The sequence below is a fragment of the Emticicia aquatica genome (genome assembly GCF_923079645.1).
GTDB lineage: Bacteria > Bacteroidota > Bacteroidia > Cytophagales > Spirosomataceae > Emticicia > Emticicia aquatica.
Map to the genome: position 1 here is coordinate 2,038,994 of NZ_CAKLPY010000001.1, position 13,765 is coordinate 2,052,758.

General features: G+C 33.7%; 9 protein-coding genes. 2 read left to right on the forward strand and 7 right to left on the reverse strand.

The annotated features are described in order from the left end of the window. The 6 genes from MJQ71_RS08790 to MJQ71_RS08815 all read right to left on the reverse strand — a co-directional run bounded on the left by MJQ71_RS08790 (position 1) and on the right by MJQ71_RS08815 (position 9,010). The gene (locus MJQ71_RS08790; RefSeq protein WP_238806203.1) at positions 1-1,098 is read right to left on the reverse strand and encodes a fatty acid desaturase family protein; all 1,098 of its coding nucleotides are present in this window, start codon (positions 1,096-1,098) and stop codon (positions 1-3) included. A 99-nt stretch (positions 1,099-1,197) separates the two neighbouring features. Further along, a complete protein-coding gene (locus MJQ71_RS08795; protein WP_238806204.1) occupies positions 1,198-2,001 on the reverse strand; it encodes a ParA family protein in 804 nt (267 codons plus the stop codon). Between the two features lie 378 nt (positions 2,002-2,379). Next, entirely contained in the window at positions 2,380-3,729 is a 1,350-nt protein-coding gene (locus MJQ71_RS08800) for an FGGY-family carbohydrate kinase (RefSeq protein ID WP_238806205.1), read from the reverse strand. Positions 3,730-3,887: 158 nt separating this feature from the next. Continuing rightward, positions 3,888-6,719 (reverse strand): TonB-dependent receptor, encoded by a 2,832-nt coding sequence (locus MJQ71_RS08805; RefSeq protein ID WP_238806206.1) that lies wholly within the window; start codon positions 6,717-6,719, stop codon positions 3,888-3,890. Between the two features lie 162 nt (positions 6,720-6,881). Continuing rightward, positions 6,882-8,192: a serine hydrolase domain-containing protein gene (locus tag MJQ71_RS08810; RefSeq protein ID WP_238806207.1), complete on the reverse strand. Its 1,311-nt coding sequence runs from the start codon at positions 8,190-8,192 to the stop codon at positions 6,882-6,884. Positions 8,193-8,266: 74 nt separating this feature from the next. Next, complete coding sequence (locus tag MJQ71_RS08815) at positions 8,267-9,010, reverse strand: TrmH family RNA methyltransferase (RefSeq protein WP_238806208.1); 744 nt, start codon at positions 9,008-9,010, stop codon at positions 8,267-8,269. Positions 9,011-9,017: 7 nt separating this feature from the next. Between MJQ71_RS08815 and tamL the strand changes: the two genes are divergently transcribed. Further along, complete coding sequence (gene tamL, locus MJQ71_RS08820) at positions 9,018-11,513, forward strand: translocation and assembly module lipoprotein TamL (RefSeq protein WP_238806209.1); 2,496 nt, start codon at positions 9,018-9,020, stop codon at positions 11,511-11,513. 267 nt (positions 11,514-11,780) lie between these two features. Beyond that, on the forward strand, positions 11,781-12,296 hold the full coding sequence (locus MJQ71_RS08825; RefSeq protein ID WP_238806210.1) for a hypothetical protein: 516 nt from the start codon (positions 11,781-11,783) through the stop codon (positions 12,294-12,296). A gap of 25 nt (positions 12,297-12,321) precedes the next feature. Here MJQ71_RS08825 and MJQ71_RS08830 read toward each other — a convergent pair whose 3' ends face one another. Continuing rightward, on the reverse strand, positions 12,322-13,638 hold the full coding sequence (locus MJQ71_RS08830; protein ID WP_238806211.1) for a gluconate:H+ symporter: 1,317 nt from the start codon (positions 13,636-13,638) through the stop codon (positions 12,322-12,324). Between the last annotated feature and the right edge of the window lie 127 nt (positions 13,639-13,765).

Here is a 13,765-nt window from a genome sequence, read left to right on the forward strand (position 1 = left end):
TTAAACAACTCCGTGTCCCAAATTATGGAGCATCTTGATGTGAGAATTAAGTCCTTTCAAAAAAGATGTTTTATTATTATAAATGATACCAAAATCTTCGGCAGTATTTTTAACAATTGAAGAAATGGCAGGATAATGAACGTGTGAAATATTTGGGAACAAATGATGTTCAATTTGATAATCTAATCCACCAATGTACCAAGATAAAACTTTATTGCTTCCCGCAAAATTTGCAGTAGTATTCAACTGATGAATTGCCCAAGCATTTTCAATGTTTCCTTTTTCGTCAACACTCGGTTGAGAGGCTCCTTCAACTACATGGGCTAGTTGAAAAACCGTACTCAAAATTATTCCTGCTGTACAATGCATCGCCATGAATCCAGCAAACCATTGTCCAAAAGTAATATCAAGTACAAGTAACGGAAGAACACAAATAAACAATATGTAGCCGATTTTACTAATAATTAGTGTAACTAATTCTTTCTTTGGAAAAGGTTTAACCAAACCTGATTCGGCCATTTTATTGTACAACGAAATTTCTTTAAAGTCTTTCCATAAAAAAGAAATCGTCATCAAGCTATACAAGAAAAATGCATAAATATGCTGAAAACGGTGGGCAGATTTAAGTTTATCTCCCGAAGAAAGGCGAAGCATAAATTTACCTGTAATATCTTCATCAATATCATGAATATTCGTATAAGTATGGTGCAATTTGTTATGCTGAACATCCCAATTATAGACATTTCCACCAAGAAGATAAATTGAGGCACCGAAAAATCTATTTACATTACAAGAAGAAGAAAACGAACCATGAATTGCATCGTGCATGACCGACATTCCAACACCAGCCACACCCAAACCCATAACCACAGAAAGCAATAACATTTGAGAATTGGAGAAATTACCTGTCAATATTAGTCCAAAAGGAATTAAATAAAGACTCAACATAAAAATTGCTTTAATAAGTAATTTTGAGCCACCTGTTTTTTCAAGATGATTATTATCAAAATAGGCATCGATATTCTCTCTTAGAGCAGAAAAAAACAACGATTTATCTCTATTTAGAAATTTTACTTTTGCATACTTAGCAGGTTTCATTCAGTGATTTAGGTTTTGTACAAGCAAATTTAGTCAGTTTTCATCTATTGTTAGTTATAATTTATAAAAAAAGTAATATTTTCTCCATAAAAATATCAATTATCTGGTCTGACTCAGTAATTGCTCCATTAAATCCTTCGTAAATCGTTTATTTATCATTTCACGCGTGAGTTTATAATAATCAATTGCTCCATTGGAATCGGGGTCATAACTAAAAATATCCATCGCATGGGCTTGTGCTTCTGGAATAGCTACATTTTCACGGATGTAAGTATCTAAAAATTGTTCATTCAGTTGTTTTTTCGTCGATTTGATTAAATCAATGCTCAGTCTTCGCCTTAGATTTGGGTTATATCTCGTTGCAAAAACTCCTCCAAGTTCTAAATCTGGACAAATCATTGACAACTGGCTTGCAAAAGTTAAAAAATTACGAAGACCTTCATAACTTAAAAATTCGGCTTGTAACGGAACAAAATAAAGGTCAGAAGCAACAAGTGCGATTCGGGCGGCAGTAGAGAGGCTCGGTGGACAATCTATGACAATAAAATCGTAGAGATGTTTTATTTTATTGAGTGCAAACTTAAGATTAAAAGGAAAAATCGGACTTGATTTTATTCGTTCTTCCGTCGCTAGGAATCCCATAGAAGCGGGTAATAAATCACCTACTTCAGTCGAGATAACTACTTCTTCAAAGGTTTTATCTTTTAAAATAAAACTACCACTATCGGCATTGAAAAAGTCTAAATTACTGTAACCAAAACAGCGAGTAAGGCTCGCTTGGGCATCAAGGTCAACAAATAGTACTCTACTATTAGCAAAGCGATGAAGTGCGGTACCAACGTTTTGAGCAGAAGTTGTTTTTCCGACGCCACCTTTGTTGTTAACAAAACTGAGCGTTTTCAAGGTATAAACAGCGTTTTATGGGACTAAGGTGAACAAATATATATATAAATATATTCATTCCAAATTTTCGAATTGTTTTTTGTAAATATTTGATAATCAATATTTTACAAACAAAAAACGTATCCTTTCAATCATTTTTTTTAGCTCATTTTTACCTATTTTCTCTTTTTAAAACATTCTTAATTCTCTCATTATTTTTTCAAAAAAAAGTGGTTAAAAAATTAGTAAATTCAGAATATTTTAAAAAATTACTTCACCTGAAATTTCTCCAAATACATTTATATCTCCTCTAATTAGTATGTTAATTCTATGATTTTAAATGGGACAAAAAAAGCCGTATTCTTTCAAATACGGCTTAAAACATTTTTGATACTACTTTTAAAAAAATCTTTTCAGTTCAATTAGCTGTTCAGGAATGGCATTTGTATTCCAATGTTCGTGAATCACTAGTGCTGCTCCTAATGCCGATGCTTGAGCAATTTCAGAGGCAAAAATTTGTTTATTAAAATAAGTTTCAGCAAGCAAACTCATGTATATTTCATTTTTTGAAAAACCACCATCTACAAAAATTTTCTTTGGATTCGTTCGTCCCATTACTAGGTTCAATGATGCCACTTGTTGGGCTACCAAATCAAGCATAAACTGATGATATGCTTCTTCGTAGGATTTAAACAAATTGAGATTTCGCTCCACAAACGGACAATCTTTCAATAAACCAACATCGGCTGTATCGGGTGTTGCTTGCTTAAATTTATTACGCAAAAACCAAATCATGTCTTGGTCAAAACTAACTTTTTTATAATAATCAACTTCTTTGTTAAAGTATTCGGCCAAATGCTTGGTCTGACGTTCATGTTCATTGCCTGCAAAAAGTCTTGACGCTTTTACTGGTTTTCCTTCAAAATTTAGGTAGCACAAGCAATCTTTTTCTAACTCTGCATTGGTAAGTGGCTCTTCGTTAAACGGATTAATGCTAATAGCCCAAGTTCCAGTTGATAATAATATAAATTTTTCATCAAAAGATTTTAAATATGGAACAAGAGCCGACGAACTATCATGGATGCCGATTCCGATGGCACAACCATCTTTTGTTTCGGTTACATTATTGGATAAAAGTGGCTTTTGCTGAACCGAATGTAAATGTTCGGCTTCAACCCAAGCATGATAATCGTTTTTCTGAAAATCCCATAAGGCTGTATGGCAGCCAAGGCTAGTAATTTCAGAAATAGGTTGATTTGAGAATACAAAATTGCAGTATTGCGGTAAATGAAGCGAATACCGAATCTGATGAAAAATAGTTGGTTTCGTATTTTTTAACCAATATAATTGCATACCCGAATTCAGCATTCCAAGCTCTGGAGAAGCCGTTTCAGTAAAAACATTGGTCGAATATTTTTCTGTAAAATCTTTACTTAATTGTCGAGTAAAATTTTTGAGATAATTGTAGAGCGGCGTTATTGGCTTTCCTTCCGAATTGAGATGCACAAAACTAGCTCCATAGGCAGAAAAATTCAGCCCAACAATTTCATATTCTGGATTTTGCTTGATGCGATCAAAAGAGTTTTTGAGCCAAGAACTAAGTTTAATTAAATCATCGCACGGAAAGCCATCATCGTCTAAAATTTCTTCAAATTGAGATTGTTCTTCTTTAATTATTTGATAATTTTGGTCAAAGAGAAGCAATTTTTTATTGGTTTTACCAATGTCGAAAACGGCACAAACTTTCATGTAGGTAATTTTGGAACAGAAATAGTTTTGTTTCTTAAATTGTATTTACGGTGTAAAAATACAAATTAATTGTTTAGAAACAATCCTGCACTCACCTCCTTCCCGAATCATTCAATTTATCTAACTTAAAGCCTTTTTTTTAAACTTTCAACTAATTACTAAAGTCTAAAATTCTTTAAATTATAAGTAAAAGTGAGCATGAAATAGCGAGTTAATACTTGATTTCGTGCATCTTCAATGTAAGCAGTCGAAACATTTCTGGCGATGCTATTATTTTGTTTTAGCAAATCAAAAACATTGAGACGCAGTTCTGCAGCTTGTTTTTTCAAGAATTTATAGCCAAAACCAGCATTCCAAAGGGTAAAGTTTTGATTAAATCCAGTACCTAAACCTGAATAAGCTTGGTTCAAAATTTCCGATTGAATTAAAAATCCTTTACCGAAAAGCCAATTTATTTTGAAAGAAGTATTTTGGAAAATATAATTATTATTGAGCGAAGCCTGAGCAGTGTTTCGTACAATGCTATAAGTTGGCGAATACGAAAGCGTAAAATCAATTTTTTCACTAACATTACTACTCAAAACCATCCCGCCATTAAAACCATAAGTATTCGTAAAACTCTTAATATTATTAATCATATTAGGATTTTTTATGTAACTCAAGCCAGCATTAATGTTAATATTTGATTTAATTTTTGAAAAAGGAATACCATAACTAATAAAAGTACGTGCATTGAGCATTCCATCGAGGTTGATTGGCTTGGTTAATTGTGAACCTTTAAAAAGTGTAACTCCTTGAGCTAGTTCATAATCTTTATCAGCAATAAAAGTTGACTGAACAATGGCATTATTTGAATAAGCCAAATTCAAAAACATCATTATATTTTGGGCAGTTTTAGCATTTGTAACACCATAACGAAACGATAATGAGTGACTATAATCTTGTTTCAAACTAGGATTTCCTGTTGAAAGTTGTGTTGGGTTACTATTATTTATCACGCCCTGTAATTGATTAACTGAAGGAGCATTGGTATTTGTTCGATAGAAAATCCTCAAATTAGCTTTGTTATTAAATCTGTAATTATACATAGCATTAGGCAAAATGCTATTGAATGAATATGTAACATTTTGAGCTGTTGGATAAGTTTGTTCGCTTCCTAATTGAGCATTTTGATAAGTTGTTCCTAACGTAAAAAAACCTAGTTTTCCACGCAAACGGTAGCTAATCCCAGTTCGATTGGTGAGATATGTATTATCGAACACACTACTCAATGACTGTTTTAGAATAGAATATGTAAACAATTTTTCATCATAAGCATTCACTTCTCTATCTGAAGTACTTAACGTATAGGCAATATTATGGTCAAATTGTAATTGCCCTGTTTTCCCAACTGGCTCAGTATATGTTACTCCTAAAGCCATTCGGTTACTAGTTGTCAGAGCGTGTGTTTGTTGATTAACTATTTGAGTAGTATCCTTTGGTGTAAAATATCTACTTACCGAATATTGAGAAGTAAGTCCAGTTTGGTCACTTAGATTATTACCAATATTAACTGAGAATGTCCGTCCATTTTTAGCAAAACGATGCCTAAAAAGTAATTCTCCAGAAAAATTAAAACCATTATTAGTAGCGTTTTTATTGGTAAGATTAGTATTGATATTTTGATTTTGTAAATACGTTCGACTCGCAAGCGACGAAAGAGCATCGTTATTTTGCCAACTGATTTTTGGCGTAAAAACGATAGAGTTATTTTTATCTATATTATACTCTAAACGAATATTGGCACGATGATTTATGTTTTTATTTTGAGTTGTACTTGTATCATCGTAGGCTTGTGGCTGCGTGCCTAAATATTCTCGGTGCGTAATGCTTTGATTGCCATTATTGGCTGCATTGAAAAAATAACTGGTACTAAGTTTTACTTTTTTACCTAAATTATCGCTGTAATTTAAGCCAATTGAGGTCGTTTTGGCAATACCTGGTTGCTGACCGACTGTAAAATTACTGGCATCTCCGCCCCCGCCTTGACCACCGCCACCACCTCCTCGCGGAGCTCCGCCACCACCTCCACCTCCGCCTTGTGGTCGTCCACCACCACCAGCTTGTATTCCTCCACCGCCAGTGCTACCGAGTACACCTAAAATATCTTGATTAGAAAAGTTTTGTTGATTGATATTATTAGACAATCCGATGATTGTTAGTCGTTGGTCTTTCTTGAAAAAATTTACACTTGCTCCTGATTGATAACGTTGGTCGTCACCAGCTCCTGCATAAATTTTTCCAAATTGTCCATTATTTTTATTTTGTCTGGTAGTAATATTGATGGTTTTAACCGAATTTCCATCATCAAAACCTGTAAACTGTGATTGCTCACTCAAACGGTCGAAAACTTGTACTTTGTCCACAATTTCGGCAGGTAAGTTTTTTAGTGCGAGTGCAGCATCATCGCCAAAAAAATCTTGACCATCAACCGTGACTTTTTTCACTTCCTCACCTTGGGCTTTTACAACGCCATTTTCGATGGTCACACCAGGCATCTTTTTTACCAAATCTTCAACTGTCGCATCTGGATTTGTCTTATAAGCATTAGCGTTATATTGAATTGTATCGCCTTTTTGTTCAACTCTCACTTGCTTTTCACGAATCGTTACTTCGCCTAATTGATTGGTATTTTCGGTAAGTTTCAGAATACCCAAATTTTTAAGAGAATTTCCAATTAAAACTCTTGTTTCAATATTAGAATAACCGACCGAAGAAATTCGCAAACGATAATTTCCTGATTTTAGGTTTGAAAGCTTAAAATTCCCCTCCACATCAGCCAATACCCCTTTTCTTTGTGTAGAATCTCTCGAATTAATCAACAATATACTTGCTCCCGAAACGCCAACATTACTTTGTGCATCCTGAACTGTGCCTATAAGCTCTGGCGTTTGTGCCATTGCACCAAAAACAATAAATACCAATATGATTTGTAGTAATAGCTTTTTCATGCAATGCCTTGTTTATCAGAAGTTTGATGTTGTTATTCTTGTAAAAAAATAAACTTTTCACAGTCCTTAGATATAAGTAAACTATGAAAAGTTTAATGAAAGAATTCGTATTAACGACCAAAAACACACTTGTGTAGATAAATACAAGTAAATATATCAAATTTAGTCATCAATAGATTGATAAATTAATCGAGTAAACATCGCTTCAGAGCCGCCATCTGGAGCTGCTTGCGTTTGTTTCATCAAAACCATAATGATTTTTTCTTTAGGGTCTGCCCAATAATTCGTGTTGAAATAGCCTCCCCAATTAAACCTTCCCGCACTTCCATTTCCTTTGGCTTCACCATTTTGACTGATTACACTAAAACCTAAACTGAAAAAAGAGTCACCATTTGGTCCTCCAAAAAGGTTGCCTGTTTGATTTGTTGCTGTTAATAATTCGACTGTCGTGCGGCTCAAAAAGCGTTTGCCGTTCATCGTACCACCATTCAGTAACATTTGTAAAAAAGTAGCGTAATCTTTCGCAGTTGAAGACAAACCTGCTCCACCTGAGAAGAAAGTTTTTGCTCCAGAAATTGGATAATTCGGGTCATAAAAAGTTACGGGAAAACGAACCCATTTCTGCAAGCTATCAGGTTTGTGAATATAAACCAAACGGTCTTTCTTTGAATCAGGTAAATAAAAATATGTATCCGACATGCCAAGTGGCTCAAACAAGTGCTGACGCAAGTATTCATCAAAAGATTTTCCCGAAACAATTTCAATAAAATAACCTAAAACATCCAGCCCTTCACTATAAGTAAACTTTTCGCCAGGATTGTGGTGTAAAGGCAATTTTGCTAATTTTTTAATATTATCGCTAATTTTTACTGGATTTGTAGTATATAAATCTACAATTCCTGCTTTTTTGTACATCACATTAAATCTTTCATCGCCGTCAATTACACCATAGCCAAGCCCCGAAGTATGTGTCAACAAATGCCTTATCGTTATTTCTGATTTTGCTGGCTCGGTTGTATAAGTCGAGTCCGAAAACTTAAACGATTTTAATACTTTAGGATTTTTGAACTCAGGAATAAACTTAGAAATTGGGTCATCTAACGAAAACTTCCCTTCTTCATAAAGCATCATTACGGCAGTTGAAGTAATGGCTTTTGACATTGATGCAATCCTGAAGATGTCATCCGTTTTCATTGCTTTTTTTGTTTGAAAATCGGCATATCCAAAAGCTTTTTGATAAACGATTTGCCCATTTCTTGTAAAAAGAGCCACCATTCCTGGCAGTTTATTTTGCACTACAAGGTCGTTGAGAGCATTATCAATGCGTTTGAGTCTTTCCGAAGAAATCCCAACTGCTTCGGGCGAACTCGCAACAGAAAGCGGTTTCGATGAAATCCCTGATGTTAGTGTAGTTTGAGCATTGATTTGATTAAAAAGCAACGCACAAAAAATCAGTAAAAAGTTTTTTTTCATTGTTTGTTAAGGTTGAAATTGATTTTTAAGTCTATTTATCAAGTAAAAGTTGAATTTAATTAAGCTATTTTTATTTATTCTCTTCTTTTTAAATTATCTAAAACAACAGCAGTTGCTATGCCGACATTCAACGATTCGGCAAAACCAAAGCGTGGGATTGTGATTTTTTGGGTTATTAGCTTTTCAACACTTGCACTAATTCCGTTAGATTCGTTGCCCAAAACAATGTATCCATTCGATGGAAACTCAAAATGATGCACATTTGCACTATTCAAAAAAGTGCCAATTATAGCCGAATTTGCATCCAAATTTTTAAAATACTCTGAAATTTCAACATAAAAAGTCTTAATTCTAGTAAATGAACCCATCGAAGCAGCAATAACTTTTGGATTATAAAAATCAACCGTATTTTCGGAGCAAATTACTTTTTTAATTCCATACCAATCGGCAATTCTAAGAATCGTTCCGAGATTTCCTGGGTCACGAATATCATCTAAAACTAAGACAAATTCATTCTTTTCGGCAGTTAATACTTTGTTTTCACGCATTTGCACAACTGCCAAAGCCGCATCATTGCTTTGTAATGTTCCTAATTTTTCTAGTTCATTCTGCGAAATTTGTTCGACTGATATTTTTTTTAATACTTTTTCGTTTTCTAAAAAAAACTTTGGCGTACACAAAAGCAGTTCAATTTCAAAATCAGCATTCAATAATTCAAGCACACTTTTGGCACCTTCTACCAAAAATCGTTGGTGTTCTTGACGATATTTTTTTATTTGCAAGGATTGAACGTACTTTTGCTGTTGTTTTGAAAACATATTATTTATGAGATTTTTTAGTTTACCAAAAAGACTTACCAAAAACGAATTGGCACCGAAGAAAAAACTTGCTGGTAAAATTAGCTATTTTATCCTATTTATAAGTCTTTTTAGCTCTTGTACACGAAAAGTACAATTGGAGCAAGACGAATACCGCTTAAATAGTTTTGAATTCAAAGGTAATAAACAAATCTCAACAGAAGAACTCGACTTACTGATTCCTCCTGCCCAAAAGCCAAATCGACGAATACTATATTTTCCAGTTACACCCTACGTTGGGTTTTATAATTTGGGAAAAACATTTTATAGTGATGAAAAAATTGGCGGTAGATTAGACAAATGGGAGGAAAAATTAAAAGAATTGCCTAGTTCGGCTAATTACGATGCAAAAATTGAGAAAAAAAGAAAAAAGTATCTAACCAAAATTAATGTTTATCAAGACCGCCTTGAAACAAAAGAAAACTGGTGGATGAAAAATGTAGGTGAGCCTCCCGCTAAAATCACCGAATCGGCTATTAAACGTACGAATGACAAAATCAATAAATACTTTTACAGCAAAGGTTTTTTTGATAACAAAGTAAAATACCAAATTGATTCGGTAAACACCAATCGCAGAGTTAAAGTTACTTATTTAATTGAAGAAAAAAACGCTTATCGAATTGACACAATTCAGTACGTTATTGAGGATAAAAAAATAGATTCACTGCTTCAAAGTACATTCAATGACCGCTTTTTAAAAAGGTTTGAAAATGTTGATTTCAATAAAATTGAATTAGAAAAAAGTCGAATAGAGATATTATTAAAAGATAATGGCTATTATAATTTTATTGCAAAAAACTATATAAATATCGAAATTGACACCACTGATTACCTTAAAAGAGGCTATAAAGTCAATATTGCTGTTCAAATTAACAATCCATTTCAAAAAGACCAACACGACCAATTTACATTAGAATCTGTACATTTTATTTCGGCCGATGCCTCAACGGGTTCTTCTGTAAACATTGATACCACTGAAAGTATTTTGAATAATATTCGATTTACTTTTATAGGTAAAAAGTTTCCTGCAAAAGTATTAGACAAAAAGATTTTGATTCGACCAAATCAGCTTTTCAAGGCTTCGCTTGTCAATGAAACCAATCGGCAATTGTATGGCCTTGACCAGTTTGCATTCGCCAATGTACGGTTTACGCAGCTACCCGAAAATCAGCTTCGTGCTGAAATTATTGCTCCAACTAATCCAAAATACACAACTGCGTATAATTTTGATGTCAATAATATCAATAATATTTTAGGTGGCGGAGCAAGTGTTTCGTTGCGGGCAAGAAACCTCTTACACGTTTTGGAAACCACCGAATTGGGGTTAAGAGCCAATCTTGAAGGCCAACCAGGTTTAGATTCTACCACACAAAGAAGCCGTGAATTAGGAGCAAATTTGGCAATCAATTTTCCTAAAGTTATTTTTATTAACAGGTTTTCTAACCTTTTGAGTCTTAAAAGTCCACGAACACAACTTGCTGTGAGTTTCAACAACTCAAAGCAACGGCTTTTTGAAAGACAAGTATTTCGACTAACAGGCAATTATTCATGGCAACGTTCAAAATATGAAACTATTTTGATTTCACCTTTTGATATTAACCTTATCAATACTCCTTTTAAAGACCCAAGTTTTGAAGCCGTATTAAAAACTGAACAAAATCTTCGAGTTTTATACGACCCACAATTTGTATCGAGTATCAATGGTACATACATTTTCAATAATCAAATTCAAGGCAAAAATATCAAAGCAAGATATATTCGTTTTTTTGTAGAATCTGGTGGAACAGCTCTCAACTTTTTTCCGAATAAAAATAAAATCAATTTTATTGACCAACTTTTTCCGCTTGACACTGTAAAACGAGCATATTTTCGATTTATCAAAATGAACATTGATTTTCGAAAATATATCCCAATAAATAAGCGAGATTCTTGGGCTTATCGACTAAATTTAGGTGTGGCTCATCCTTATGGACAAAATCAAGCAATGCCATTTGAGAAAAACTTTTTTATAGGTGGCCCTAATAGTATTCGTGCTTGGCGACCTCGTTCGCTTGGCCCTGGCTCAGCTCTTGGTACAACCGTTGGTAATCGTTTTTCGCAGCAACCTGGCGATATTTTGCTAGAAACAAGCATCGAATATCGAAAATATATGTTTAGATTCATTGGAAACTGGAATGCAGGATTTTTTATTGATGCAGGAAATGTTTGGAAATGGTACCAAATTGACACAAAATATAATCAAGCAAACTTTGATTGGACACGGTTTTATCGAGAAATTGCAGTTGGAACTGGTGCTGGACTTCGTTTAGATTTAGATTATTTTATTGCTCGTTTCGATTGGGGTATAAAGGTCTTTGACCCAGCAAAACCAATTGGAGAACGTTACGTTTTAGATAATTTAAAACTCGGTCGTAGCAATGATTATTATCCAGTTTTCCATTTTGCGATTGGATATCCATTTTAAGGAGAATATTGCGATAAATCATAAATTTGATATAATATTTTCCCTACTTTTGAGAAAAATATTCTTCAAAATGACAACTTTTTACATAGTCGGAGCAGTAATTATTCTGCACTTTTTGATTGGTTTTGGCTATTTGATTTATAAACTTAACGGGCCGAAGAATAAAGATAAATGACATTCTTTTTTTTTATTGAAAACTTCACTTAGAGCCGTGTTATAATTAATATTTAACCAAATTTTAAACTAGATTTTGTTACTTTTTTGCGTATGAAAACTCTTTTACTTTCTTTTCTTATTTTTATTGGATTTGCTTCTAATGCTACATTTTTTGCTGATAGTATAAAAGTTTTAGATTTTAAACCGTACAAAATAAACTACCCAAATTCATGGAAATTAAAAGCTGGTTGTGCAGTAAATGAATGTTCAATTTTAGCACCAACTGATACCCTGACAATTCCAGATTCTTATCTTGAAAGTATCAATCTTACGTTTAATCCACTACCATCTGCAAGTTATACGGTTGACAAATACGCACAATTTTCGATAGAATATTTGCCTAAAGTAGTAAAAAACTTTAAAGTCGTAGAAAAGAAAAAACTCAAACCTAATGTTATCAGATTGACTTATACTGGCGAAAAAGATACTTTTAAACAAACTTGGCGACAATATTACTATGTAAAATCAAGCAAGGTTTATATTGTTACTTTTTCGGGAGAAACATCTAAATATAATTATTACCAACCTTTTATCGAATCATTTCTTAATAGTTTTTCACTGAAATAAACTTTCTTTATTCAAATTTTATATTCTAAAAAAACAGAAAATTAATCATCAAAACTCCAATAAGACCTGAAACAGAAACGAGCGTTTCCATAATTGACCATGTTTTAAGCGTATCAATCATTGAAAGCTGAAAATATTCTCGAAAAAGCCAAAACCCCGAATCATTGACATGCGAAAACATCATACTTCCTGCACCAATACTCAAAACCATCAAATGCGGTTCTGTATGTGTTGAAGCGAGCAAAGGCGTCATAAAGCCAGCCGTAGTAATTCCAGAAACCGTCGAAGAGCCAACTGCTACTCGAATTATTGCAGCCATTCCCCAACCCAAAATCAATGGATGTAGCGTTGAGCTTTGCATCATATCAGCTATTGATTGACTCACCCCTCCATCAGTTAAAACTTGTTTCAAAGCTCCAGCTCCACCAAAAATCAAAAAAAGCATCGCTACATCTTTGATAGAATCGGCTAAAAGATTAGTGATTTCAGGCATTGTTCTTTTCTGTTTAATTCCGAGCAAATACATGGCAACCAAAACCGAAATAAACATACTCACAACTGGGTCGCCAATGAAAGTAAGGCTTTCACGCAAAAAAGAGTTTTCAGGTAAAAAAGAAGCTACAATTGAAGCAAAACTTATCAAAATTATCGGCAATAAAACAGAGAATAGGCTATTAAAAGTGGAAGGCATTTCTTCTTCCGAAAGGTCGGGTGCGATGAATGCTTTATTTGGTAAAGTTGTATATTTTTTCAAAGTTGTTCCAAATAATGCTCCCGAAACCAATATTGCAGGTATTGCTACTATAATTCCATAAAAAAGTGTGAGTCCAATATCGACATTAAACTGTTTTACAATTGCCAATGGTGCAGGATGTGGTGGCAAATAACCTTGTGTAACCGACAGTGAAGCTAACATGGGTAAACCAATATAAACAGCAGGCAATTTAAAGCGGTATGCAACTGTAATAACCAACGGAGCAAGCAACATAAAGCCTACCGAATAAAATAGTGGTAGCCCAACCAAAAAACCTGTAATCATAAATGCCCAACGAACATGATTTGTGCCAATAATAGCCATTAATTTAGTCGAAATCCGTTGTGCAGCACCACTTTGAGCAACCAATTTTCCGAGCATTGCACCAAGTGCAATAATGGCTACAATTGAGCCTAAAGTACTTCCTGTTCCTTGTTGAATGGCATTCAAAATAGCCACAGGTTTCATATTTAAAGCTAAACCAACACCCAATGAAACCACCAGAAAAGCCACAAATGTGTGAATTTTAAAATAAGAAATAAGCACAATAAGCACAATTAGTCCAATGACTGTAATCAAAAGATGCATAATTAAAACAGTTAAATGGTTGAATATAAGAGCAAAATACAAACATTAATTGATATTTTCGATTGAGAAAACTTTCCTCTAAAAAATTAAGTTATTTTAAACTGACAATCTGTCAGTATTGTTGTAA

Bases quoted from the DNA above. Each gene is read 5' to 3' on its own strand.
- MJQ71_RS08800 (WP_238806205.1), bottom strand. From the start codon at position 3,729: ATGAAAGTTTGTGCCGTTTTCGACATTGGTAAAACCAATAAAAAATTG.
- MJQ71_RS08810 (WP_238806207.1), bottom strand. From the start codon at position 8,192: ATGAAAAAAAACTTTTTACTGATTTTTTGTGCGTTGCTTTTTAATCAA.
- tamL (WP_238806209.1), top strand. From the start codon at position 9,018: ATGAGATTTTTTAGTTTACCAAAAAGACTTACCAAAAACGAATTGGCA.
- MJQ71_RS08815 (WP_238806208.1), bottom strand. From the start codon at position 9,010: ATGTTTTCAAAACAACAGCAAAAGTACGTTCAATCCTTGCAAATAAAA.
- MJQ71_RS08825 (WP_238806210.1), top strand. From the start codon at position 11,781: ATGAAAACTCTTTTACTTTCTTTTCTTATTTTTATTGGATTTGCTTCT.
- MJQ71_RS08805 (WP_238806206.1), bottom strand. From the start codon at position 6,719: ATGAAAAAGCTATTACTACAAATCATATTGGTATTTATTGTTTTTGGT.
- MJQ71_RS08830 (WP_238806211.1), bottom strand. From the start codon at position 13,638: ATGCATCTTTTGATTACAGTCATTGGACTAATTGTGCTTATTGTGCTT.
- MJQ71_RS08790 (WP_238806203.1), bottom strand. From the start codon at position 1,098: ATGAAACCTGCTAAGTATGCAAAAGTAAAATTTCTAAATAGAGATAAA.